Raw genomic sequence first — 24840 nt, forward strand, 5'->3', positions numbered from 1 at the left:
ATTTAGTCGTCAGCTGACTTACCGCTTTGACCTCCCAGGACCTCCAACGACCCGGACGGGATGCCCCCCTCCCGGGTCGTTCTTATTTCGCACGCTGCCGCCAAAGTAGGACGCAACGTCCAATTTCCTCGCCATTGCAGGCGTGATAAATCAGCCCCGCAATAACGATGGTGGCGTGCATGCTCGGCTTGGATGCAGTTGTTTTGGCCCGTGCCCAATTTGCATTCACCATGACGTTTCACATCGTCTTTCCCGCGTTCTCGATCGGGCTTGCGAGCTATCTTGCGGTGCTGGAAGCGCTGTGGCTTTGGACCGGGCGCGACGTCTTCATCAACCTGTTCAATTACTGGCTGAAGATCTTCGCCGTCGCCTTCGGCATGGGCGTCGTGTCCGGCATCGTGATGTCCTACCAGTTCGGGACCAACTGGTCGGTCTTTGCCGACAGGACCGGACCCGTGATCGGACCGATGATGGCCTATGAGGTGCTCACCGCGTTCTTTCTCGAAGCGGGCTTTCTCGGCGTCATGCTGTTCGGCTTGAGGCGCGTCGGGCCGAGGCTGCATTTCCTCGCGACGCTGATGGTGGCGATCGGCACCCTGATCTCCGCCTTCTGGATTCTCTCCGCCAATTCCTGGATGCAGACCCCCAGCGGTTTTGCGGTCAACGCCGACGGCCAATTCGTCGCGGCGGACTGGTTCAAGGTGATCTTCAATCCGTCCTTTCCCTACCGCCTGGTGCATATGGTGCTGGCGGCGTACCTCACCACGGCGCTGGTGGTCGGCGCAGTCGGTGCCTTTCATCTGTTGCGCGACCAGCATCTCGCAGGTCCCCGGGTGATGTTCTCGATGGCGATGTGGATGGCGACGCTGGCGGCGCCGATCCAAATCCTGGCCGGCGATCAACACGGCCTCAACACGCTGGAACACCAGCCGGTGAAGATCATGGCCATGGAGGGCCATTTCCAAAGCCATAAGGACGGCGCGCCGCTCTATCTCTTCGGTTTGCCGGATGAGGCGGCCGGCAAGGTCAAATATGCCATCGACATTCCGAAGCTGGGCTCGCTGATCCTCAAGCACTCCCCCGATGCGCCGATGGATGGACTCGACACCGTGCCGCGCGAAAACTGGCCGCCGGTGCCGATCACCTTCTGGGCGTTCCGCATCATGGTGGGCCTCGGCTTTTTGATGTTCGGCCTCGGCCTGCTCAGCCTGTGGGAGCGCTCGCGCGGGCGGCTGTACCAGTCGCGGCCGTTGCACCGCTTCGCGCTGCTGATGGGGCCGGCCGGCTTCCTCGCGGTGATCGCAGGCTGGGTCACCACCGAGACCGGACGCCAGCCATTCACAGTCTACGGCCTGTTGCGCACCGCCGACTCCGTCTCGCCGCTGGCGGTACCCGCGGTCGGCTCGTCCTTGCTCGCCTTCGTGATCGTCTACTTCGCGGTCTACGCGGCCGGCATTCTTTATCTGTTGCGATTGATGGCGCAGCCGCCGCATCCGGGCGAAGAAGGGCCCAGCACCGAGAGCCCGGTCCGTAGCGCCGGCATCACGCCGGCAGCGGGCATTCCTACGGAGGTCGGCGCGTCATGACTGGAGCTGTCGATCTCGCAACCATCTGGGCCTTCATCATCGCTTTTGCGGTCTTTGTCTATGTGGTGATGGACGGGTTCGATCTCGGGCTCGGCATCCTGTTTCCGCTGTTTCCGGCGAAAGCGGATCGCGACGTCATCACCAACACCGTGGCGCCGGTGTGGGACGGCAACGAGACCTGGCTCGTGCTCGGCGGCGGCGGGCTGATGGCGGCGTTTCCGCTCGCCTATGCCGTGCTGCTGCCCGCGCTCTACACGCCCATGATCGCGATGCTCATCGGCCTGATCTTTCGCGGCGTCGCCTTCGAATTCCGCTGGCGTACACGTTCACAGAGCAACCGCTGGGACATCGCCTTCTGCGGCGGATCGTGGCTTGCGGCAGTGGCGCAGGGCGTTGCGCTCGGCGCGATCTTGCAGGGGGTGCATGTCGAGGGCCGGCAATATGCCGGCGGCTGGTGGGACTGGCTGACGCCGTTCAGCCTCTTGACCGGCGCGTCGCTGGTTGTCGGCTACGCGCTGCTGGGCGCGACCTGGCTGATCCTGAAGACCGAGGGCGAACTGCGCGAGAAGGCCTACCACATTAGCTGGTACCTTCTGTTCGGCATGCTCGCCGCGATCGCCGCGGTCAGCCTGGCGACACCGCTTTTGACCATCCATTATGCGCAGCGCTGGTTCACCTGGCCCAATGTCGTCCTCACCGCGCCGGTGCCGCTCGCGGTGGCCGTCGTAACGGTGGCTCTCTTGAAGAGCCTCGCCGACAAGCAGGACCGGCAACCCTTCGTGCTGTCGCTCCTCTTGTTCCTGTTGTCCTATGCGGGACTGGGCATCAGCATGTATCCCTATATCGTGCCGCAGAGCATCACCATCTGGCAGGCGGCCGCGCCCGAAAACAGCCAGCTCTTCATGCTGGTCGGCGTCGCCGTGCTGATTCCGCTGATCCTCGGCTATACGGGGTGGGCCTATTGGGTCTTCCGCGGCAAGGTGAAGCCGGACAGCGGCTATCACTGATGGCTCCGGAGCAGCCGACCACACCGCTCGTGCGACGCCTCCTCTGGTTCGTGGCGCTGTGGCTGGCCGGAGTCGGCGCGGTCGCGACCGTCGCGTTGATCCTGCACCTCTGGCTGGGAGCGAAATAAGCGCTGCCCCGCTGCGCGTTACAGCTGTCATGAAAGATTCAAGGGCTTGTAGAGGCCTACGCGCAGACACCACCATCAACTTGCCATCAAGCTGCCGCTGAGATTTGATGGTTGCGTTGATTTGGCTGGCATCCCACAAGGAGAGTCCTTGATGACGACGTTTCGTCACCTGAGCTGGATGATGATCGCGGCGATCGGCCTGATGGTTTCGGCTGCACCGAGCTTCGCGCAGCAGCAGAACGATCCCGGCGACCAGCCCGGACTTGTGGCGGACGATTCGTATCAGCTCGATCCGGAGTGGCAGAAGCAGGTGGTGTATTATCGAACCACCGAACCGCCCGGCACCATTATCATCTCGACGGCCGAGCGGCATCTCTATCTGGTGCAGCCCGGCGGACGGGCGGTGCGCTACGGCATCGGCGTCGGCCGCGACGGCTTTCAATGGCAGGGTCTGCTCAACATCACCAGGAAGGCGGAGTGGCCGGACTGGACGCCGCCGCCGGAAATGATCGCGCGCCAGCCTTATCTGCCGCGTTTCATGGCCGGCGGGCCCGGCAACCCGCTCGGCGCGCGGGCAATGTATCTCGGCACGACCGTCTACCGCATCCATGGCACCAACCAGCCCTGGACCATCGGCACCAAGATCTCCTCAGGCTGCTTCCGCCTTGTCAATGCCGACGTCACCGATCTCTATGACCGCGTGCCCGTTGGCACCAAGGTCATCGTCAGGCAGAAGCCCGAATTGTAAGGCGCGGCTTCCATTTCCGTTTCTGCTGTTTTCGTCTCATACTGCGAGGGGCAAATGAAGCGCACATTCCGAGGCGGCCTGACGATCGGGCTCGCGGTTGCCGTCCTGGTCGCGGCCGTTGCCGTCGCCTATGAAGTCTACGATACCCGCACGCTGAAACGCACGCTCCGCCGCGGCGAGGTTTATTGCGGCGTCAACAAGGGCCTGCCGGGGTTCTCGATCCCCGACGAGAAGGGCAACTGGACCGGCTTTGACGTCGACTTCTGCCGCGCGGTCGCGGCGGCGATCTTCGACGATCCGAACAAGGCGAAGTTCATCCCGCTCGATGCCAATGAGCGCTTCAAGGAGCTGCAGAACCGCAAGGTGGATATCCTCTCGCGCAACTCCACCTGGAACATGTCGCGCGAGGAGAATTATGATCTCTATTTCCCGGCAGTCGCCTATTATGACGGCCAGGGCTTCATGCTGCCGCGCTCGCGCAACATCGAAACCGCGCTCGATCTCAACGGCAGCAAGGTCTGCGTACAGTCGGGCACGACGACCGCGCTCAACCTCGCCGATTATTTCCACGTCAATAATATGAAATATCAGGAGATGAAGTTCGACAAGCTGGACGATGTCGTCAAGGCCTATGACAGCGGCCAGTGCGACACGTTCACCGCCGACGTCTCCCAGCTCTACGCCTTGCGGCTCAATCTCTCCAAGCCGAACGATCACATGATCCTGCCTGATGTCATTTCCAAGGAGCCGCTCGCGCCCGTGGTGCGCCAGCGCGACGACGACTGGATGATGATCGTGAAGTGGACGCTCTATGCCATGATCAATGCCGAGGAGCTCGGCGTCACCTCGAAGAACGTCGACGAAGCCCTGAAGTCGAAGAAGCCTGACGTGATGCGGCTGGTCGGCAATGAAGGCAGCTTCGGCGAAGACCTCGGTCTCACCAAGGACTGGGCGGTGCGCATCATCCGCCACGTCGGCAATTACGGCGAGGTCTACGACCGCAACATCGGCGCGGACTCGAAGCTGCACATTCCGCGCGGCTTGAACCAGCTCTGGAATGCCGGTGGGATCCAGTACGCGCCGCCGATCAGATAGAGAAAGGTGACATACTCGCGGCCGCCATATCCGAGAGTGTTCAGGGCATCCACGCCTTTCGCCGCGGTAACCGTTCGACCCGTCATCCCCGCGCAAAGGGCTTCGCCGTGACGGGGAGAGGTTTGAGCGCGCGAGAGCAAGATTCACCGATTCGACTTTCAATCAGCAATGAGCATGCGTCCGCGTTCCCGCGACGCACTGCGCCCGAGTTGTGCTGCGAACCTCGACCCTCTCGATAACAGAGGGCGCAGGGAAGACCGGGTGCCCGCCGCACCCATGGCCCCGTGTGCGGCAAATGCGCAAAAAAAAGCACACGGGTCATAACCACAGGTACAGCCGCAGTCACGCCGGCCTTCCCTGCGCGAGTGGTTTACGGCTTACTTCGCGCTCTTCCCGGTGAACCAGACTTTGTTGCCACCGTCAGCCGCGCGATGCGAGAAGCATCGTCGCGACCTTAGCGCCAGCCATGGGGCGCCAGAACCACACGACTTCGCCGTCCGCGCTTGTGCCGCTCGTCAGGCAGCACCTTCGCGTCCACCGCATCCCGCACTCAACGTCCGTGACGACGCGTACGCCCCTCATCGAGGCGGGACGCGGGAAGGTATGAGAGTGATTTGCCCGACAGCGCAACCCGACGGCATGCGACACATTAACGCGACGGGCAAATCAGGTTCGTGCGCCTCTCTGGCCCCTATCTCGATCGTCATCGTCCGGCGCGACCGGACGATCCAGTACGCCGCGGTGCTTGACGTGACATTGAGCTCGTTGACCGCTTTTCGCGGATTGAGCTTTCCTTAAATTGCGGTCGATGCTCCTGACTTCGGCTCTGGGCGCCCTCGAAGAAATGGCCGAGCAATGCGCGCCCGGCGGGTGGCCATCCCAGCTTGATTGCGAATGGACCTACTTCAGATTTCAGCGGGAACAGGAAACTTCCTGTTCCTATTGGTTTGCACGTATCGAATAGATAGCAATTCCGCTCGCTCTAAGTATCGTCGAACTTTGACTGGTGATAAGTAATTCGCCACGGCGGTTCGCCGCCTTGCGCGAGCGTGATGCGAAACCGTTCGGGTACCTCCTTGATCCTTTCAGCGAGAGCAATCTCTGTGATTGTCGTCCCACAGGGAAGGTTGTGCTGAAGGGCGTAGGCAATCACCTCCTCAAAGAAGCATATTGTCCGGTCGAAAAGGAATGTAACTAGCACGGTGAGGTCCTCGCCGGATATCTTCGGCTCTATTGCGCGAACGCGTCCACTTTCCACGGAGTAGTTCACCCGAGGGAATTCCCAAATGTCGTGCTCCAAATTGTTCCGTAATAGAATCAGTCGTTCAGTCCAGTTCCTGGTTTGCAAAAGGTAGTCGGCGAGAGCCCCATCTATCTTTCTTAGACGATCGATACCCGCGTCAAACGCAGATTTCCTTTTGAACAAATAGCCAATGTCAAAGCCCAAAAACGCAGCTAAGCCTTGAATGCCGGTCTTGGTCGCGCGAGCTGAGGCGTTTAAGAAGGCTTCAAATTCGTCGCTAAGTCGCTTATTGACGTTCTCAAGTATTCGAATGTCCACCCCCTCCAAGTGCGCGGCGTCGCCTGATGAAACCCGATCGCGATGGTCCTCCCAAATTTCCAGAAGCTTTTTGTTAGCTTCCCGAGCGGTCATTATCGACGAGAGCGCGCTCTGAAAGCGCCGATCAAATTCCCCGCGCTTTGACGCGTCAGCTAGCGCGCCCTCTCGCAATCGGAGCAACCCAAGAGTACATCGAGCAACGAACGGGACAGTTGTGCCCTCGTCCAAAAACTTTTGCATTATGATAGAGCCTGGGTCTTTCCGAACTCGAATGTTGGAGCGTTGCTGAACGTTGGCGAGCCACTGGCTAAACTGAAGATGGGATATGGGCAGAACAGGTGAAATTTGATGAGTTGGCCGCTTCATAACCCTCAGATATTCTCGTCGTGCATTCGGCAGAAAGACCAATAGACCCTCAAGGGGAAGCTTGCCGGCCGCGATGATGATACCGCCACTCTGCCACTTCATAAACTGAACGGCGGCGAGTATCGTGCCCTTTGTGTCTTCGAGCAAAACCGGCTTGTTAGGTATAAATTTTCCGCTGTATGCATCAGGCGGCACCGCAACGAGTTCACCACTCAGGTTCGGCTGGAAGCCCAATGTCGTCAGCGCCCCCAAAGGCTGGCCTTCTAGAATCAGATTCCAATTAAGTTGTTTGGCTGCGACATCAGGTGCAAAGATCTGAAGGTGCCCAAGCACAAATGCGACGAGTTTATTGAAGGAGCTGCATCCGGTGGGCCGCATCACGATCGTGACGTAAAAGGCCGGCGGCGCTGGTGGATCGAGGGCTCCATCCGCTGGTGGCATGAAGTCACCGGCGAGAACCTCGCCGGGAAATTGTATTGCGTAGTTTATAACTCCGATTGGGACAACAACGAGCATGTCGAGCCAATGCTTATGTGATGTCGCTATGTTGAGCTGATACAGTTCGTCCGCCAATGAATCGAGCGAGACGGCCGACTTGGCTGCAACGACGACGCCCAAAGTTATGTTGGTGCGCGCTTCGTCCACGGGCACCGGCGTTTTGCCGAGCTGCTTCGCTTGCGATACTCTTGCATAGGCATCGCGCAAGCGATCGACGTTGAGCTCGTTACAGATCTCGATTACCACGGCAGCATGATCAGCAGAGATTGCGATCTGTCCGTCTGCCCGTGGCGAAGGCTCATTGCTGGCACGATAGATGACAATAGGGTAGATCGGCGTCGATTTCCCAAATGCATCGTGGATAGAGCCCGAACCAACTACAAAGTCGGAGCTGAGGAACGATCGTAGGGCGTCTCTCACACTCACGACAAGGTTCTCAGGAGCAGCGCTCATAATGGCATCTGCGGCGCGCAAGACTTGTTCGGCAATGTCGCTCAAGGAGTGACCCAGAATCAGAGGGGGGAGAGGTAAAAAGTACCGATGAATGGCCTGTTTGAAAATTTGGGATTTTATTCTTTTTTCTATTTTTCCGTTTTGAGCTTGGCGATTGAGAGCGCAGGCGCTCAGGGCGCGTGTCCGGTTTCGCCGCCCACCTATCCGGGTCTCACCCCGTAGCTCGCGCGCGGACCCCCGGCAGGGATAACAAAAGATGGCGCGAGCGCGTTCTTGCTCGACCTTCTCATCACGTTTCTGGCTAAGGCGAGGGCAGCACGCGTGACGATTGGCTGCGCATGAGTTCCTATGGTACCCCTGATAGCAATGATCCACCTAGCAAGCCGGTGCACGTTACAAGCAACGTCGGTCAAAGAAGTCCCCGATAGATGCCGGGCTCGGATCCCGCGATCGGAATAGCGCCGACAGTTTTCGTGTAGAAATCGGCTGGACCGACTCCGCCGATGATGGCGTAGCCGAAACCCTGCTGCCTCATAGATTCGAGGCACGCCAGCAGCAGCGCGGCACCGATTCCTTTGCCGCGGGCGTTCGCATCGACGCCGGTGGGACCGAAAAAATTCCGGCATGTCGCATCATGGCAGGCGAAACCCAGCAAACTCTTTGCCCGGATCGCGACGAAGCAGGACACGGGCTCGCGTGCAAAGGCAACCTCGGCCTCGCTGGCCCATGCCTGGCTGAAATTGCTTCGGACCCAGTCAAGGACCTTATGTTTCTCGGGCGGCAAAGCGCGGCGGATCGATATTCCAACGGCGGCAAGGCGGCTCAAGCTCTGACCGGAGTCCGGCAGATCATACAATTTCACCAGCATATCCATGGCAATGAACTCCGATCAGGGCTCGTGGGCCGCGCGATTTCGAGGCGGAAGATCACTCGCAGCATGCCCTCTTAGGTCCTCGTTAAGCATGCCACCAGGCACCCTTACCTGTTCATTCACGAAGGCCGCCTAGACTTCTCGACCAGTTGCACGGCGCGAATGATCGAGAATGGGGGCATCTTGCTGATAACCTTGTACCACGCCCGAGCCGATATGCGCTCGGCCAGACATTAACCCAGATGCAGCAATCCAATGACACGGTTTCGTCCGCTTGGCAGGTCGTGACAGCCCGGACGGGGTACGGCTCGGAACGGGCGGTGGCGACCGTTGTTTTTGGGCTGCTGGCAGTTGCTTCGCTTCTCCCGACGCTGCTCACACCCATTCCGGCGATGGTCGATTATCTCAATCACCTGACCCGCATGTATATCCTGAGCCAAGCCGGCACAGCGAATGCGAATCCGTACTACGAGGCGGCCTGGGCGCTTTATCCCAATCTGGCGATGGATCTGGTGATCCCGCGGCTGGCGCGCGTGATGAGTGTCCAAAGCGCCACGCGACTGTTTCTCCTCTTGAGCCAGCTCTCGATCATCAGCGGCGCACTTGCACTCGAATGGGCCGTGAAGAGGCGCGTCCACCTCGCGGGTTTCGCGGCGCTGATGTTCCTCTACTGCCTGCCGTTCAGTTGGGGCTTCGTCAATTTCGAATGCGGTCTCGGTATCGCGCTCTGGGGCATCGCCGCCTACCTGATGCTGGCGGAGCGGCAATGGCCGCTACGTTTCACGATCAATGCGGCTTTCGTGACGATCCTGTTTGCGGCGCATTTCTTTGCGCTCGGCGTCTATGGCGCAACGCTTGGGCTGTACGAGCTGTGGCGCAGCTTCGATCGGAAACTGCGTTACCGCGACGCCGCGCTGCGGCTGGTGATCCTCGCGACACCGGCGCTGGCGCTGTCGATCGTCATGCGATTGACCGCCGGCACGATCGGGAGCGAGGGCAACGCCTGGTTTTTTGCGCTCAAGCCGGTCTGGCTGTTTCGCATCATGAACGGCTACAACATGACCGTTTCGGCGGCGACCGCGCTGGCGCTGGCGACCGCGCTCTACGTCGCGGCCAAGCGCGGCTTTCTCAGGCTTGAACCGGCCGGCATCTGGCTCGTGATCGGCTTCGCTCTGCTTTATCTCGCGATTCCGTCCAAGCTGCTCGGCACGTCATTTGCCGACCTTCGCCTTATCCCCGCGGCGGCCTTGATCCTCCCCTCGTTCTGCTCGCTGTCGCTGCCCGACCGGCGATCGACGATGGCTGGGCTCATAATCGTCAGCGGCATCACGCTGGCCAATCTGACTGTGGTGCTGGCGGTCTGGCTGTCCTATCGCGCGGACTATGCGGCGATCATCGAATCCTTTGGGAAGATCGAACATGGCGCGATGGTGCTGATCGGCAGCAGCGGTGAGGAGGCAGACCCCCCGTTCAACGACCTCACGCAATATCCGATGTATTATGCGCCGACGCTGGCGGTCCACTACGCCAATGCCTTCGTGCCGAACGTCTTCACGGAGGCAGGCAAGCAACCGATCCAGCCGCACGCCGCCGTGCGCCGGCTCGACATCCCCTACGGCGGGCCGGTGCCGCTGCGCCTATTGAGCGCGATCGCCGCGGGCCAGATCGCGCCGTCCGACATCCCGCCTTTCATTCGCGCCTGGTATCGGGATTACGATTATCTTTACCTGCTCGGTCCGGCCGTGGCGAACCCGCTGCCAAGCCTGCTTGAGGAAGTGGACAGGTCCGCGCGCTTTGTTCTCTACAAGATTCGCCGCACGCCTTGAGCATCCGACGATCACGTGCAGATCCGGACGAGCGCCTTCATCATGCGCGTCATCGCGAGGAGCGAAGCGACGACCTAACGTCGCTCGCTGCGCGAGCTATGGCGAGGCGTGAAGTCCCGCCGAAGCACCTTTGCGCGTAGGCGGAAGCAATCCAGCCTGCATCCGCTGAGGAAGTCTGGATTGCTTCGCTTCGCTCGCAATGACGAGACCGGGCCGCCTTTCACAGATTGCGGCAAGGCCGCCTTAACGATCGGTGGTCTAGACTTCGGCGATTTCAGCGGAGTGGACCTTTCGAATGGCGGCCGATTCCAGGGCGATCAGCTACAGTATCGTGATTCCCGTGTACAACGAGGAAGCCGTGCTGCCGGTCCTGCTGCGCCGGCTCGACCTGCTGCTCGCCCGGCTGCAGGAGGGCGCAGAGGTGATCTTCGTCGACGACGGCAGCCGCGATTCCGGACCCATCGTGCTGCAGGCGCTTGCCAAACGGGACCCTCGCTTCCGCTATATCGGCCTGTCGCGCAATTTCGGCCACCAGATCGCCATCACGGCCGGCATGGACGCGGCGCAGGGCGAAGCGATCATCGTGATGGACGCCGACCTGCAGGACCCGCCGGAAGTGGTCGACGAGCTCATCGCCAAATGGAGGGAAGGCTATGATGTCGTCTATGCGCGCCGCCTGTCGCGCGCCGGCGAAAGCCGGTTCAAGCGCGCAACCGCGCATCTGTTCTACCGTGTGCTTGGCGGCATGTCCTCGATCCCCATTCCTGCCGACGTCGGCGACTTCCGCCTGATCGACCGCAAGGTGCTCGAGGCCCTGCGCCAGATGCCGGAGCGGGACCGCTTCGTCCGCGGCATGATCGCCTGGCTCGGCTTCCGGCAGACCGAGGTCGCGTTCCATCGTCTGGCGCGAAGCGCCGGCGAAACCAAATATCCGCTGCTCAAGATGGCGCGGCTCGCCATGAACGCGGCGCTCGGCTTTTCCGACACGCCGTTGCGTCTGGCGATCTGGTGCGGGCTCGCGGTGTCGGGCTTGGCGCTGCTCTACGGCGGCTGGGTCATGGTGTTGTGGATGAGCAACGACCCCCATCTGGTCGCCGGCTGGTCCTCGACGATCGTGATCATGTCGCTCTTGTGCGGCATCAACATGCTGATGACTGGCATCGTCGGCCTTTATGTCGGCCGCATCCATGCCGAGGTGAAGCGGCGCCCGCTCTATGTGGTGCAGACGCGTCTCGGCTTCGAAAGCGGCCAGGCGATGCCGGACCAACTGCCAGCCAAAGCCGCGATCCACGCTGTGCACGAGTAGGCGCCCCCTGGCATGGCCGAGCTCTTCGACAGCTATCGCAGCAACTACCGGGACGTCGTCCAGTCCTCGATCGATTTCTCCGGCCTGCCGCACAGTTTCTTCATGCGCGCCAAGGCCGACTTGCTGCGCGAGTTGATCGGAGAGCGCCTCGGGCAGGACAAGCCTGCCATGCTCGATGTCGGCTGCGGGGTCGGCAGCTTTCATCCCCTGCTGCGCGGCATCGTCGGCCGCCTGAGTGGCATTGACGTTTCCGCGGCCAGCATCGCGCAGGCGCATGCCGACAACCGCGACGTCGACTATCGTGCCTTCGACGGCCGGCGCTTTCCCTTCGACGACGCCGGCTTCGACCTGGTGACCGCGATCTGTGTGCTGCATCATGTCCCGCCCGAAGAATGGGCGCAGTTCATGCAGGAGATGCGCCGCGTCACGCGACCCGGGGGCCTCGTCTGCATCATCGAACATAACCCGCTCAATCCGCTGACCCGCCTCGCGGTCGCGCGTTGCGAGTTCGACCGCGATGCGGTCTTGCTTGGCGCCGGCAAGGCGCGGAAACTGATGATGGCCGGCGGCTTGCTCGAGATCGGGGCGCGTCATTTCCTGCTGTTGCCGTGGGAGACAAAGCCCGCGCGCCGTATCGAGCGCGGTTTAAGCAACCTGCCGCTGGGTGCGCAATACGCCGCCTTTGGCACCGCCTGACCTATTGCTGCGGCGCGTGATAACTATTCTTCGAATAGTCACCACGTCCTAATTTTTTGTCTGAGCGTGATCTTTTCGGAGAATCGGTTCCCACTTCTCCGGATCATGCTCGATCCGCTTGTGCACCACAGCAACGTCGTCGCTGTAGACGCGCTGCCAGCCCGGCAGACGGTCGAGCAGCGCAACCGCCGGCGTCTGCGGCGACAGCAGCGTTGCGCCGAACTTGTACTCATCGAGCAGCGCAAGAAAATCGCGCAGGTCAGCTAGCACCACATCGCGATTGTAGCGCTCAATGAACGAACCGCCGTACAGTTCACCGCGGCCGTCAATGAAAGTGGGGATGCCTGCGAAGATCAGATAGCCGCCAAACGCATAGTCGTTGAGCACGGGTCCTGCTTTGGCGAGACCAGCATTGGCCACGGCCGCCTCGGGCGTGGAGTGCTGCGCCGGGCGGACGTCGCGCGATAGTGCGAGCCCGGTCGCCGCGATCATCAGGCCAAGGACCATCGGCACAACGGCCGTCACGCTCAGGCCAAGCGCCGGGCCGGCCGCATCAGCTTCGGTCGGTGTGCCGAATTGCCGCGCCAGCGGCGCAGCCAGATAGAGCGGCGCCAGCATCGCCAACAGGTCTGCATTGCGCACCTGCGCGAGCGCAAAATGGATCAGGCCGAGCACGACCAAGGCGCGCACCGGCGGCAGCGTCACGCCGCGCGACAGCGCGAAGATGCCCGCCAGCAGCAGAAACTCGAAGGCACCGAAACGGCCGAAGTCCTGCGGCCGCCATTCCGCGATCCAATTGAGCGCGTGTCCGAGGCCGAGCGTCGTGAGCGGAATCAGAAGCGGCTCTGGCCCGTAAGGCGTGAGGCAGCACGCCGCAACGGCCAGAGCCGTGAACGGCAGCCAGCGCGAGAGCACGCGTGGCCATTCGCTGCGCTTCTCGTTCAGCAGGGCCTCGAGCCCGGCCGGCCCAATCAGCCCCAGCGCCAGCACCACGCTGCCGTGCAGATTGGCCCATAGCACCAGGAGCGGCAGCGCCCAATAGGGCGGAGGCGCACGCCGGTCCATGCAGGACACGAGCGCCGCCGCCCAGATCACCATGACCGGCAGCGTCAGCACGTGCGGCCGGGCCAGCATGTGTGGCGCCAACAAGACGACCGCCGCGGCGACAAGGAGCAGCGCAGGCGTCGGCGGAACCTCGCGCAGCAGAAAGCGCATCAAGAGACCGACGGCGAGGGCGATCGCCGCCGCCGCCAGCACCACCACGCCGGCCCAGCCGGAGAGCGCGTAGATCACGGCGTACAGGATTTCCGACAACCACTCGAATGCGACCCAGGGCTGACCGTGCATGGAAAAGGAGAACGGGTCGCTCGCCGGGACGGCGCGATGGGCGATGATCCAGCGCCCGACCGCGATATGAGAATAGGTGTCCGGATCGTTCAGCAGGTGCGGGCCGAGCGCCAGCACCAGAGCGTAGACGCCCGCGCCCACCAGCCAGGGCAGCGCTGCGCGCGCTGCGAATGGCTCGGCCGCGCTGCGGGTGACCTGATCGCTCATGAGCAGTCAGGCTAAGGCGCCAGTATTAATTCTTCTTTATCGTTTGGGCGAAGCAGGCAGATCTTGCCTGGCCGTTTCTGCCGGCACGCAAGCGCACTCCCCCTAAGCCCTTGATCGGAAAAACAGTGACAGTGGCACGCATATTGCGAGCACTGGCATGCCTGCGGGCCCTTGTTGGAGTTGTAGTATGAGTATGAGTGTTCGCACCATCACCAGTGGAAGCGCAGTTAACCGGCCATCTCCCACGCCTCAGACCGATCCTTGCGGACGTGCAGACGAGGCAATTCCCGCCTCCGACGCTGCAAGCAGCTCCGCAACGGACAATACACCGCGTCGCGCCGGTTCAGATGTGATCTACGTTCTTCCGAGCGGCATTTCATTCGAAATCCGTCCCTCCTCGGGAATTGAGGGCACCGGTGACAGCCTAACTGTCATGAAGCAACTCACGGATACGACAGAGCCGCCGCGCTAGGGCGCGAAAGCGGCGATCCAGTATTCCCAGAGACTTTCGACTTATGCGGCGACGCCGCCGCGTACTCGATCGGGCGAGGTCACTCCGGCCGTGGCCAAAGGGACCGATCGGCGCTATCGATTGCAAGCGCAACAAAAACCAGAGGAAACGGACATGAGGCTGAAGCTGATTTCGCCTGACGAAATGACCGCGGACCAGAAGGCGATTCATGACGAGGCGATTGCCGGCAAGCGCGGCGCGGCGCCGGCGCCGATGCTGGCCTGGCTCAACAGCCCGGACATGGCGCGCCACGCCACGCGTCTTGGCGAAATGCTGCGTTTCAACACGATCTTTCCGCCAAAACTGTCGGAGATCGCGATCCTGGTCACGGCGCGGCATTTTACGGCGCATTACGAATGGTGGGCGCATAAGCGTCTCGCGCTCAAGGGCGGCATGCACCCTGATATCGTCGAGGCCATCCGCGATCGCCGGACGCCGCAGTTCGACGATCCGAAGGCGCAGATGATTTATGACGTGGCAAAATCGCTGCACGAAGGGCACGGGCTGTCGAAGCCGCTGTACGATGCCGCGGTCGACACGCTCGGCGAACGCGGCCTGGTCGAGATCATCGGCCTGTGCGGCTATTACACGCTGGTATCGATGACGCTGAACGCGTTCGAGTTCGGACTGCCGGAGGGGGAGGTGTCGGAGCTTGCGTAGGGCCGTCGCCGGCATTCCGCTGTCATTGCGAGGAGCGAAAGCGACAAGCAATCCGGAGCCTTCAGTGCGACTCTGGATTGCTTCGCGGAGCCTGTCATCGGGCCGCGCTTTGCGCGGACCCGTTGGCTCGCAATGACGTCCTCGCCCCGCGCAGCATGATCAGCCCGGCCGCGATCACTTCCAGTGCGATGCAGCCGTAGAACGGCAGCGTGTAGCTGCCGGAGAGATCGCGCAAGAGGCCGATCACGCCGGGACCGAAGGCATAGGTGACCTGGTTGATCGCGGTGCTCAGGCTGATGAGCACGCCGAACGCACGCGCGTCGAATTCGCGCTGCACGATCAGCGACGGCAGCGTAATCAGATTGCCGACCGAGAAGCCGAACAGCGCGCAGGCCGCGATCAGCGATAGCTCGCTTCGTGAATTGATGATGATCGCGAGCGCGACGGCCTGGCTCAGGAAGGATAGCGCCGACGCCAGCCGCTGATTGAGCCGGTCGATTACGGTCGAGAACAGGATGCGACCGGCCATGGCCATGGCGGTCAGCACCGCGACCGCCACCGCAGCCGACTCCCGACCGATCACCGGATCAAGGAACGAGATCAGATGCACGATGAAGCCGACTTGCGCGAACAGCACCAGCGCAAAGGCGATGGCGATCGAGAGAAAGCCGAGGTCGCGCAACGCCCGGGCGCGGATTTGCGCCGATGATGGTGCGTCGCGCGCCGCGCTCATCGGTACGATCCCTGCATGGAGCGGCGGCTGGCCGATCAAGCCGAGCACGATCGGCGCCAGCACGGCGAGCATAACAAGCGCGGATACCGTCATCGCGCGGGAGAAGCCGAAAGCGCCGATGAGGAGCACCAGGAGCGGCACGCCGGCGATGCCGCCGAAACTCGCGCCGTTGAGCGCGAGGCTGATCGCCATGCCGCGCCGCTTGTCGAACCAGAGGCTCAGCGTATTGGTGATGATCGCCAGACTCGTGCCGGCCCAGCCGAAGGCGAGCAAGGCGTTCGCGGCGTAGAGCTGCCAGGGCGATGTCACCTGGCCAATCGCAATGACAGCCACAGCCATGGCCAGGACGCCGGCCAACAGACAGTTGCGTGGACCGAAGGCGCGCACCGCCTCGGCGACGAAGGCCACTATGACCGCGCCGAACAAATAGAAGAAGGTGGTCGCGCCAGAGATCAGCGAGGCCGGCCAGGCTCGCGCGCGATGCAATTCGGCGAGATAGACGCTCTGGCCGTAAAAGCCGAATCCCCAGCCGAAGGTCGCGACCAGAAAGCAGGCGGCGACGATGCGCCAGCCATCATAGCGGATGGAGGTTTCGTCGATGGAGATCTGGCTGGTTGCGTCCATTTCGAATCTCGTTGCCGCCCACGCCGTCACGACCGGGCTCAACCGGTCTCCAATTGTTGCACCGTCATTCCGGGATGGTGCGTCAGCACCAGACCCGGAATCTCGAGATTCCGGGTTCGATGCTCCGCATCGCCCCGGAATGACGGAGTACATGGATTACCGGGACGAAGCGCGGCCATGACGACCAAAACTAGCCGATTGGCAAAGAGCAAAGCTTCGACTGCCGCCGAACTGTCAGCAGTTGGCATCAGATGCTCGGTTCGGGAAATTGGTCGATCGCCTCCAGCCGGGTCCGTCGCCTCTTCGCGAACGAGGTCAGCGCGAGCACGACGAGGCCGAGTCCGACCGGCGGGTAGACCACCATGTTCACCGCCGACCAACCGTAATTGGCGAGCAATGCGCCTGACGAAAACGAACCGATTGCCATGGTCCCGAACACCAGGAAATCGTTGAACGCCTGGACCTTGTTGCGCTCCTGCGGACGGTGCGTCTCAAGCACAAGGGCGGAGGCGCCGACGAAGCCGAAATTCCAGCCCAGGCCCAGCACCATCAATGTCGCCCAGAAATGCATCGCCGTGATGCCGGAAAGACCGATAGTCGCAGCCACCGCCTCCAAGACCAGCCCCAGCGCGACCACGATCGGCGCGCCAAAGCGCTCGATCAGCGAGCCCGTGAAGAAGCTCGGCGCATACATCGCGACGATGTGCCACTGCAGGCCGAAATTGGAATCACTCACCGTTAGGCCGCAGAGCTTCATGGCGAGCGGCGCCGAGGTCATCACGAGGTTCATCATGGGATAGGCGATGATGCCGCAGAGCGCGGCCGCGATGAAACGCGGCTGGCGTACAATCTGCGATAACGCGCGCCCCGCATGCATGTCGGTCGCCGCGGGCTTCGGAAGATCGACGCCGGCCACGATCGCCATGGCGACCAGCGCGACGGCGGCTTGCACCAGATAGCTGAAGGCGAACAGATAAGGCGGCCAGACGTCCATGGTCCATTGCACGAGCTGCGGACCGAGTACGCCTGCAAAAATTCCGCCCGCCATCACCAGCGACACCGCCTTGGGCCGAAACCCGACGCTTGCGCCATCGGCGGCGGCGAAACGGTAGGATTGCGCCACCGCGCCATAGAGACCACCGAGAAAGGTCGCGCCGCAGAACAGCCAGAACAGGCCGTGCAAAATGGCATAAGCGCCGATCAGGCCCGTGAGCGTGCCGCAGCCGGTACCCATGATGAAGGCAACGCGCCGGCCGTAGGCCCGCGAGATCGCGCCGGTCGGCAAGGTGCCGGCAGCTAAACCCAGCACGTGCATAGATATCGGCACGGTCGCGAGCGACATGTCGGGCGCGAGCGTCGCCCCAACGATCGAGCCCGTGGCAAAGATGACTGCCGAATTGGCGCCGGTCAGCGCCTGCGCCGCAGCGAGTCTGGCTATGTTCGTACGCGCCCGGGCGTCGTCGACGATCTCTTCGCTCGCAGTCACATCAAGCATGGGGCCCTGCCGGCCCATGCGGGCCCGATTCAGATGCGGCTACTATGGAGAGCGGGAGCCGCGCGATCAACCGCCGCGGCCGGGCCGACGCTATGCGTTGGGGACGGATGAAAAGCATCTATCGTCTTTTACGGATGCGTTCCCTCTCCTTGCCTGCGTGGAGAGAGTCAGGGCGAAGGGGAGTCTCCAAGCACCGAGCTCTTGGTGAGCCCTCCGGCGCGCTAAGCGCGCGCGAACACCAGGATCAGGTTATTGGCAGGCATTTCAATGATCTCGCTCAAGGCAAGAGCGGCGCTGTCGGCGAGCTTGTCCAGATCGGCGATGTCGCGGACGCCCCATTCCGGATTGCCCTCGCGCAGGGATGTATCGAACACGGCGTTGGAGAGCGCGGTGTGCTTGCCGCCGCGCTTGAATGGGCCATAGAGAAACAGCCGGCCGTCGGCGCGCAGGAGGGCGCCCATCCCGGCGAACAGGCCCTCCGCCACGCGCCAGGGTGCAACGTGGATCACATTGGCACAAAACACCGCCAGCACCTCAGGCGGACCGCCGGCGGCCTGCATGAGCCGCACCCAGTCCGGATCAGACAGATCGACCCGCAACGGCGGGCGAATATTCGGCGCCTGCGCATGCGCACGCCACGCGCTGATGCTCTTCAAATGTTGTTCGTTGAGATCGCTCGGCCACCAGGTGATGCCAGGACTATGCCGGGCGAAATGCACCACATGCTGCCCGGTGCCGCTGCCGACCTCCAGGACATCGCCGGACTTCCCCGCCAGGAACCGCTCGAGCACGGCCCAGATCGGCCCGTGATTGCGATGAAAGGCCGCCGCATCCAGGCGTCCGTCCGCCTCGATCCGCCGGCCATCCTTACCGAATTCCACCACGTAGTCCGCCACGGCGCGCTCCGATAAAGACCTGATCCGCAGAACATCCCCAGGCCACCCCACAATGGAAGATAATCAGCCTCTCTGGGTGCAGTGCGAAGGCATTTTAACCGCTTTTCGCGTCATTTATCACCGGCATTGCCAGACAATCGCGTTTGTGCTTTTCACCGCCTATATTCCCAAAGAGATCATCGACATAGCGCTCCCCTAGGAACCGCCCTTGATCGCGCCTTCCTGCCAAAAATCCGCGATTGCCGCCTCCCTCGTGCTCCTGCTGCTGGCGGGTCCGACCACCATCGCGCGGGCCCAATCGGGCGCGGCCGAGGGACAAAGGCTCGCCTTCGATCGGGGCAAGGGCAATTGCCTGACCTGTCACGAGATCAAGGGCGGCGACCTTGCTGGCACGATCGGACCCGCGCTGAAGGACATCAAAAGCAAATATCCCGATCGGAACGAGCTGGTCGCGATCCTCAACGACGAGACCAAACGCAATCCGCAGACCATGATGCCGCCGTTCGGCCGGAACCGGATTTTGACCGAGCAGGAGATCAACGCGATCGTTGATTTTCTGGAGACGTTGTGACGGCCGCTCTATTTGGAGACCAGGATGACTTTTTCTTTTGAGCGGTTTTCGGCGACGCGACGCCTGATCCTGCAGGGCGCGGGATCTGTCGCGCTGGCCGGATTGGGCAATCTGATCGCGCTGCCGGCGCTCGCGGCCGCGAACGATAAATATCCTGAAGATGCCTTCAAGCAGAAGGGCGACAAGGACGCGATCCAGGCGCTCTACGGCAGGAGCGCCGAGGCTTCCGACAAAGTCAAGCTGGATGCGCCCGAAATCGCCGAGAACGGCGCGGTGGTCCCGATTTCGGTGACCACCACGCTCGAAAACGTCACCTCGATCTCGTTCCTGGTCAGCGGCAACCCGAATGCGCTTGCCGCATCCTATCAGATCCCGGAAGGCACGTTGCCTGTCGTCGCAAACCGCCTGAAGATGCAGCAGACCAGCAATGTGATCGCGATCGTGGAAGCGGGCGGCAAGCTTTACAGCGCCACCAAGGAAGTGAAGGTCACCGTCGGCGGCTGCGGCGGCTAACGAGCAGAACAGAGGATCCGATGGCATCGACAATTCGCGTGCGTGCGACCGCCAATGGCGAGACCACCGAGGTGCAGGCGCTGATTCAGCATCCGATGGATTCCGGCTTCGTCAAGGACGCACAGGGCCAGCTCATTCCAGCCCATTTCATCCAGCGGCTCACCTTCGAGCACAACGGCAAATCCGTTTTCGTCGCCAATTGGGGGCCTGCCGTGTCAAAAGACCCCTACATCAAGTTCGCGTTCAAGGGCGCCAACAAGGGCGACGAGCTGAAGATCAGCTGGGTCGACAACAAGGGTGCGAGCGACTCAACCACAGCCAAGATCCAATAGGATGCGCGCGCGTTTTGCCATTTCGCTCGCCTCGGCGGTGCTGTTGCTTGGCGCCTTCGCCGTGATCGTGCGCGCGGCGCCTGGTGCCGACGCCGTCGATCCCGCAGCCGACGCCAAGGCGTTCCGCGACTATTTCGTGAAGAGATTCCCCAACGTCAAACTGGAGGATTTCGTCAACGGCCCCTATTCGATGAATGAGGACATGCGCCGGCAATGGCAGGAGAAGGAGGAATTCCCGCCTTACGAATTCGCGCTCGAGGCCGGCAAGGAGATGTTTTCGAAACCGTTCAAGAACGGCAAGACCTATGCCGATTGCTTTGAGAACGGCGGCATCGGGATCCGCCAGAACTATCCTTATTTCGATGCGAAGGAAGGCGAGGTCATCACGCTCGAGCTCGCGCTCAATCGCTGCCGCGAAGCCAATGGTGAGGCGCCGCTCTCTTATGTGAAGGACGATATGGCCTCGCTCACCGCCTACATGGCCTTCACCTCGCGCGGCAAACCCTTCGACATCAAGATCCCGAACGATCCGCGCGCGCTGGCAGCCTATGAGAACGGCAAGCGCTATTTCTATACCCGCCGGGGGCAACTCAACTTCTCCTGCGCGAGCTGCCATGTGCAAAGCCCGGGCGAGCGCCTCCGCGCGGAGACGCTGGCGCCCGCACTCGGCATTCTCAACGCCATGCCGATCTACCGCTCCGAATGGGCCGGCATGGGCACGATCAGCCGCCGTTTCGTGACCTGCAACAGCCAGACCCGCGCCGTCCCTGAGGAGCCGCAATCGGAAGACTATCGCGATCTCGAATATTTCCTCTCCTATGTCAGTAATGGCCTGCCTGTCGCGGGTCCGGGAGCAAGGCCATGATGCGGGCGGCCATCAAGGGCGCGATGCTTGCGGCTTGCTTGCTGATTGCCGTTGCCGTGCCGGCGCGGGCGGCCTTGGAAGCCGATTTCAAGGCCGCCTATGCCGCGGCGGAAGCCGCAGAAAAAGAAGCAGGCGCCTTGCGCAATCAATGGATCACGGCCGAAGCCCAGCTCAAGGCGGCCAAACAGGCCGCTGACAAAGGCGATTTTGACACCGCAACCGCCTCGGCCAGGGAAGCCGAGGCGCTGGCGAAGGCTTCGATCTTTCAGGCGACCAGCGAAAAAGAACGCTGGAAGGATGCCGAAATTCATTAGAGCGGGATCACGCTTCTTCGAATCGTCATCCCGCTCTAGATTCTCATTTTGAGCATGATCTTTTCGGAAAATCGGCGTCCACTTTTCCGGATCATGCTCTAGACTCTTTTTGCGGGCGCGGAGATCAGGCGCGATGCCAATTCGCCGACGGGAATTCCTGAAACTGTCGGGCGCCGCCGCGCTGTCCGCTCTTCCGCGCTTCGCGCGCGCGGCGGACGTGGCGAGCATTTACGACCTCGAGCGCTTCGGCAACGCGCGCATCCTGCATCTCACCGACACCCATGCGCAGCTCAAGCCGGTCTATTTCCGCGAACCCAGCGTCAATATCGGGCTCGGGGCCATGGCCGGCCAGCCCCCGCACCTGGTCGGCAAGGCCTTTCTCGACCGCTTTGGCATCAAGCCCGACAGCGCCGACGCCTATGCCTTCACCTGTGTCGACTTCGAGAAATCCGCGCCTCGGTTCGGCAAGCTCGGCGGCTTTGCGCATCTGAAGACGCTGATCGATCGCTTGCGCGGTGATGTCGGCGAGGCGCGCACGCTGCTTCTGGACGGTGGCGATCTCTGGCAGGGCACGGGACTTGCCAATGCCATGCAGGGCGCCGACATGGTGGAAGCGGCAAACTTGCTCGGCATCGAGGCAATGACCGGCCATTGGGAGTTCACCTATGGCGAGGCCGCGCTGCGTGCCAATCTCGCCGGCTTCAAGGGCGAGTTCCTGGCCCAGAACGTTTTCCTCACGGAAGAAGCCGCGTTCAACGATGCCAAGGCGTTCGATCCTGCATCAGGCCGCGTCTTCAAGCCTGCCACGATCAAGGAGCTCGGCGGCTATCGCGTTGCCGTGATCGGCCAGGCTTTCCCTTACGTACCGGTCGCGCACCCAAAGCGCTTCACGCCGGACTGGACCTTCGGCATTCACGACGACGAGCTCTCAACGCTCGTCAACGACTTGCGGGCACGAGAGAAGGTCGATGCGGTGATCCTGCTGTCGCACAACGGCATGGATGTCGATTTGAAGCTCGCGGGCCGCATTACGGGCATTGATGTCATCCTTGGTGGCCACACCCATGACGCCGTGCCGCAACCGGTGCCGGTGAAGAACGTCGGCGGCACCACGCTGGTCACCAATGCCGGCTCGAACGGGAAGTTCTTGGGTGTGCTCGATCTCGAGCTTGGCAAGGGCAAGGTCAGCGGCGTGCGCTATCGGCTGCTGCCGGTGTTCTCGGAGCTGTTGAAACCCGACCCGGCGATGACCGCGTTGATCGACAGGCTGCGCGAGCCGCATGCGGCCTGGTTCGACAAGATCGCAACGACCGACCGGCTGCTCTACCGCCGCGGTAATTTCTCCGGCCCCATGGACCAGTTGATCTGCGACGCGCTGCGCAGCGAGCTCGATGCCGAGATCGCGCTGTCACCGGGCTTTCGTTGGGGCACCACGGCGCTCGCCGGCCAGGCATTGACGATGGAAGATGTGCTCGGCGAGACCGCGATCACCTATCCCGAAACTTATGTGCAGAGCATGACCGGCGCCGAGATCAAAGCCGTGCTCGAAGACGTCTGCGACAATCTCTTCAATCCCGATCCCTATTACCAGCAGGGTGGCGACATGGTTCGTACCGGCGGCCTGTCCTATGTCTGCGCACCCGCTGAGGGCATGGGCAAGCGCATTTCCGAACTCAGGCTCGATAGTGGCCGGCCGATCGAAGCCGGAAAAAGGTACAAGGTTGCCGGCTGGGCTTCGATGAATGCGCAAGCGGGCAAGCCCGTCTGGGACGTTTTCGCGAACCATCTGCGCGCGGGCACGACACCGCGCGCACACGGCAGCGGCGTGACCTTGAAGGGCATCGACGGCAATCCGGGCATCGTGGGCCAGGGATGAAACGACGTTCGCTCCATCAGCTAATCATTTGCGCGCTGCCGTCGCATTGGTTCCGGCAAGCCTGCCACCGGCGCGCGCCCAGCAGGCGCCGCTGCAGGACAAGCCATTTGCCGAGCACAAGATCGTGCTGCAGCTCTCCGACAGCGACCCGAAAAAGCAGGCGCTTGTGATCAGCGTCGCCAACAACCTTCTGAAGTTCTACGATCCCGACAAGGTCGCCATCGAGGTGGTGGCATTCGGTCCCGGCATCGATTTGCTGCGCAGCGAAAATGCCGGCCGCAAGCTGGTCGAAAGCCTGATCGCGCAAGGCGTGCGCTTCGACGTCTGCCTCAATACCGTCGAGACGATCGAGCGCGAAACCGGCAAGCGTCCTGACATTATTCCCGCTGCAACGCCGGTCCAGGTCGGGGTGGCGCAGATACTGCTGCTCACCGAGAACGGGTATACTCTGGTAAGGCCGTGACGCTCTCGCCGTCATTCCGGGGCGGCTCCGACGGGTCCGCGCAAAGCGCGGCCCGATGACAGGCTCCGAGCCGAACCCGGAATCTCGAGATTCCAGGTCTGGTGCTCCGCACCATCCCGAAAATGACGGTGCGCCGCTACAGCGGAATCCTCACGCCACTTTCACTTCAGCCTGATCGCGACCGAAAGCCGCTACACAATTTTTCTCGCAATGCTCTAATATTTGGAATCATTTTCTTGGGAGGCCGGCCATGATCTTTCGGCAGCTCTTCGACAGCGTCTCTGGAACCTACAGCTACCTGATCGCAAGCCGCTCCGGCGGCGAGGCGTTGATCCTCGATCCCGTCCTGGAGAAGGCCGATCGCTACTGCCAACTCTTACGCGAGCTCGACCTCAAGCTGGTCAAGGCCGTCGATACCCATCTGCATGCCGATCACGTCACTGGTCTCGGTGAACTGCGTGATCGCACCCATTGCATCACCATCATGGGCGATCAGAGCAAGGCCGACGTGGTGTCGATGCGAGTCGCCGATGGCGACAACGTGACGATCGAGGGCATTTCGCTCGACGTGATGTACACGCCCGGCCACACCGACGACTCCTACAGTTTCCTGATGGGCGATCGCGTCTTTACCGGGGACACGCTTTTGATCCGCGGCACCGGCCGCACCGACTTCCAGAACGGCAGTGCGCGGGCGCAATACGACTCCATCTTCAACCGGCTGCTCAAGCTGCCAGAGGAGACGCTGGTCTATCCCGCGCATGACTACAAGGGCGACACCGTCTCCACCATCGGCGAGGAGAAGCGCTACAATCCGCGGCTTCAGGTGCGATCGGCCGATGAATATGTCGAGCTGATGAACAATCTGAAATTGCCGAACCCGAAGATGATGGATGTCGCCGTGCCCGCCAACATGCATGTCGGCTGGCACCAGGAGGATCTTGCCAAGGAGGGCCGGGCGCTCTCCGCGTGCGAAGCGATCAAGGCGCTCGGCCGGCCCGACATCCTCCTGGTGGATCTGCGCGAAAGCGGCGAGCGCGCCAAACACGGCACGCTGGCCGGCGCGCTGCATGCGCCCTATCCCTCGATTGAAGAGAGCCTCAAACCGGGCGGCATGTTGCGCGAAGTCGCGGCCTCGACCGGCCGGCGCATCGTGTTCTTCTGCGCTTTCGGCGAACGCTCGGCCATGGCCGTGTGCGCCGCCAAGCAGGCTGGCCTGCTCAACACCGCCCACATCGCCGGCGGCATGGATGCCTGGAAGAAAGCCGGAGGCCCGGTGATGGCAGCGTGAA

The 24840-nt window shown here is 62.0% G+C and carries 23 protein-coding genes; 17 read left to right on the plus strand and 6 right to left on the minus strand.

The window, feature by feature from the left end; genetic code table 11:
• Positions 1–179 precede the first annotated feature (179 nt).
• From F758_RS0118010 to F758_RS0118030, 5 genes are all read left to right on the plus strand, one after another.
• Positions 180–1586 (plus strand): cytochrome ubiquinol oxidase subunit I, encoded by a 1407-nt coding sequence (locus F758_RS0118010; protein ID WP_024509168.1) that lies wholly within the window; start codon positions 180–182, stop codon positions 1584–1586.
• Entirely contained in the window at positions 1583–2593 is a 1011-nt protein-coding gene (gene cydB / locus F758_RS0118015) for a cytochrome d ubiquinol oxidase subunit II (RefSeq protein WP_024509169.1), read from the plus strand. Before F758_RS0118010 ends, cydB begins: the two co-directional genes overlap by 4 nt.
• On the plus strand, positions 2590–2721 hold the full coding sequence (locus tag F758_RS49635) for a DUF2474 domain-containing protein (protein WP_157450061.1): 132 nt from the start codon (positions 2590–2592) through the stop codon (positions 2719–2721). Before cydB ends, F758_RS49635 begins: the two co-directional genes overlap by 4 nt.
• Positions 2722–2872: 151 nt before the next feature.
• On the plus strand, positions 2873–3469 hold the full coding sequence (locus tag F758_RS0118025) for a L,D-transpeptidase (protein ID WP_024509170.1): 597 nt from the start codon (positions 2873–2875) through the stop codon (positions 3467–3469).
• Positions 3470–3523: 54 nt separating this feature from the next.
• Positions 3524–4564, plus strand: a complete 1041-nt coding sequence (locus tag F758_RS0118030; RefSeq protein WP_024509171.1) for an amino acid ABC transporter substrate-binding protein — start codon at positions 3524–3526, stop codon at positions 4562–4564.
• Between the two features lie 982 nt (positions 4565–5546).
• Here the strand turns inward: F758_RS0118030 and F758_RS0118040 are convergent.
• Entirely contained in the window at positions 5547–7487 is a 1941-nt protein-coding gene (locus tag F758_RS0118040; protein ID WP_024509172.1) for a DUF6602 domain-containing protein, read from the minus strand.
• Positions 7488–7851: 364 nt separating this feature from the next.
• Positions 7852–8316: a GNAT family N-acetyltransferase gene (locus F758_RS0118045; protein ID WP_024509173.1), complete on the minus strand. Its 465-nt coding sequence runs from the start codon at positions 8314–8316 to the stop codon at positions 7852–7854.
• A 317-nt stretch (positions 8317–8633) separates the two neighbouring features.
• Between F758_RS0118045 and F758_RS0118050 the strand changes: the two genes are divergently transcribed.
• The 3 genes from F758_RS0118050 to F758_RS0118060 all read left to right on the plus strand — a co-directional run bounded on the left by F758_RS0118050 (position 8634) and on the right by F758_RS0118060 (position 12141).
• Positions 8634–10139 carry a hypothetical protein gene (locus tag F758_RS0118050; protein ID WP_024509174.1) on the plus strand — a complete coding sequence of 502 codons (1506 nt, stop codon included), beginning with the start codon at positions 8634–8636 and terminating at the stop codon, positions 10137–10139.
• Between the two features lie 295 nt (positions 10140–10434).
• Positions 10435–11445, plus strand: coding sequence for a glycosyltransferase family 2 protein (locus F758_RS0118055; RefSeq protein WP_024509175.1), 1011 nt, complete (start codon positions 10435–10437; stop codon positions 11443–11445).
• Between the two features lie 12 nt (positions 11446–11457).
• Entirely contained in the window at positions 11458–12141 is a 684-nt protein-coding gene (locus tag F758_RS0118060; RefSeq protein ID WP_024509176.1) for a class I SAM-dependent methyltransferase, read from the plus strand.
• Positions 12142–12189: 48 nt separating this feature from the next.
• On the opposite strand, the gene F758_RS0118065 is transcribed toward F758_RS0118060, so the two are convergent.
• Positions 12190–13695, minus strand: coding sequence for a hypothetical protein (locus F758_RS0118065; protein WP_024509177.1), 1506 nt, complete (start codon positions 13693–13695; stop codon positions 12190–12192).
• Between the two features lie 625 nt (positions 13696–14320).
• Here F758_RS0118065 and F758_RS0118070 point away from each other — a divergent pair.
• A complete protein-coding gene (locus tag F758_RS0118070) occupies positions 14321–14866 on the plus strand; it encodes a carboxymuconolactone decarboxylase family protein (protein ID WP_024509178.1) in 546 nt (181 codons plus the stop codon).
• A gap of 94 nt (positions 14867–14960) precedes the next feature.
• Here F758_RS0118070 and F758_RS0118075 read toward each other — a convergent pair whose 3' ends face one another.
• The 3 genes from F758_RS0118075 to F758_RS0118085 all read right to left on the minus strand — a co-directional run bounded on the left by F758_RS0118075 (position 14961) and on the right by F758_RS0118085 (position 18614).
• Positions 14961–16223 (minus strand): MFS transporter, encoded by a 1263-nt coding sequence (locus tag F758_RS0118075; RefSeq protein ID WP_024509179.1) that lies wholly within the window; start codon positions 16221–16223, stop codon positions 14961–14963.
• 247 nt (positions 16224–16470) lie between these two features.
• Positions 16471–17718, minus strand: coding sequence for an MFS transporter (locus F758_RS0118080; protein WP_024509180.1), 1248 nt, complete (start codon positions 17716–17718; stop codon positions 16471–16473).
• Between the two features lie 221 nt (positions 17719–17939).
• Positions 17940–18614 (minus strand): DUF938 domain-containing protein, encoded by a 675-nt coding sequence (locus F758_RS0118085; RefSeq protein ID WP_024509181.1) that lies wholly within the window; start codon positions 18612–18614, stop codon positions 17940–17942.
• A 238-nt stretch (positions 18615–18852) separates the two neighbouring features.
• On the opposite strand from F758_RS0118085, the gene soxX reads away from it, so the two are divergent.
• The 8 genes from soxX (at position 18853) to F758_RS0118130 (ending at position 24839) form a co-directional block, all read left to right on the plus strand.
• On the plus strand, positions 18853–19185 hold the full coding sequence (soxX, locus tag F758_RS0118095) for a sulfur oxidation c-type cytochrome SoxX (protein WP_051386949.1): 333 nt from the start codon (positions 18853–18855) through the stop codon (positions 19183–19185).
• A gap of 24 nt (positions 19186–19209) precedes the next feature.
• Positions 19210–19698 (plus strand): thiosulfate oxidation carrier protein SoxY, encoded by a 489-nt coding sequence (gene soxY, locus F758_RS0118100; RefSeq protein ID WP_024509183.1) that lies wholly within the window; start codon positions 19210–19212, stop codon positions 19696–19698.
• A 20-nt stretch (positions 19699–19718) separates the two neighbouring features.
• Positions 19719–20030 carry a thiosulfate oxidation carrier complex protein SoxZ gene (gene soxZ, locus F758_RS0118105; RefSeq protein WP_024509184.1) on the plus strand — a complete coding sequence of 104 codons (312 nt, stop codon included), beginning with the start codon at positions 19719–19721 and terminating at the stop codon, positions 20028–20030.
• A gap of 1 nt (position 20031) precedes the next feature.
• Positions 20032–20895 carry a sulfur oxidation c-type cytochrome SoxA gene (gene soxA / locus F758_RS0118110; protein WP_024509185.1) on the plus strand — a complete coding sequence of 288 codons (864 nt, stop codon included), beginning with the start codon at positions 20032–20034 and terminating at the stop codon, positions 20893–20895.
• On the plus strand, positions 20895–21209 hold the full coding sequence (locus F758_RS0118115) for a hypothetical protein (RefSeq protein WP_024509186.1): 315 nt from the start codon (positions 20895–20897) through the stop codon (positions 21207–21209). Before soxA ends, F758_RS0118115 begins: the two co-directional genes overlap by 1 nt.
• 133 nt (positions 21210–21342) lie before the next feature.
• Positions 21343–23085: a thiosulfohydrolase SoxB gene (gene soxB, locus F758_RS0118120; protein WP_024509187.1), complete on the plus strand. Its 1743-nt coding sequence runs from the start codon at positions 21343–21345 to the stop codon at positions 23083–23085.
• Positions 23086–23113: 28 nt separating this feature from the next.
• A complete protein-coding gene (locus F758_RS0118125) occupies positions 23114–23548 on the plus strand; it encodes a DsrE family protein (RefSeq protein WP_024509188.1) in 435 nt (144 codons plus the stop codon).
• A 250-nt stretch (positions 23549–23798) separates the two neighbouring features.
• Entirely contained in the window at positions 23799–24839 is a 1041-nt protein-coding gene (locus F758_RS0118130) for an MBL fold metallo-hydrolase (RefSeq protein WP_024509189.1), read from the plus strand.
• Position 24840: the final 1 nt, after the last annotated feature.

Origin of the sequence: Bradyrhizobium sp. ARR65 (assembly GCF_000472385.1) — a bacterium.
GTDB lineage: Bacteria > Pseudomonadota > Alphaproteobacteria > Rhizobiales > Xanthobacteraceae > Bradyrhizobium.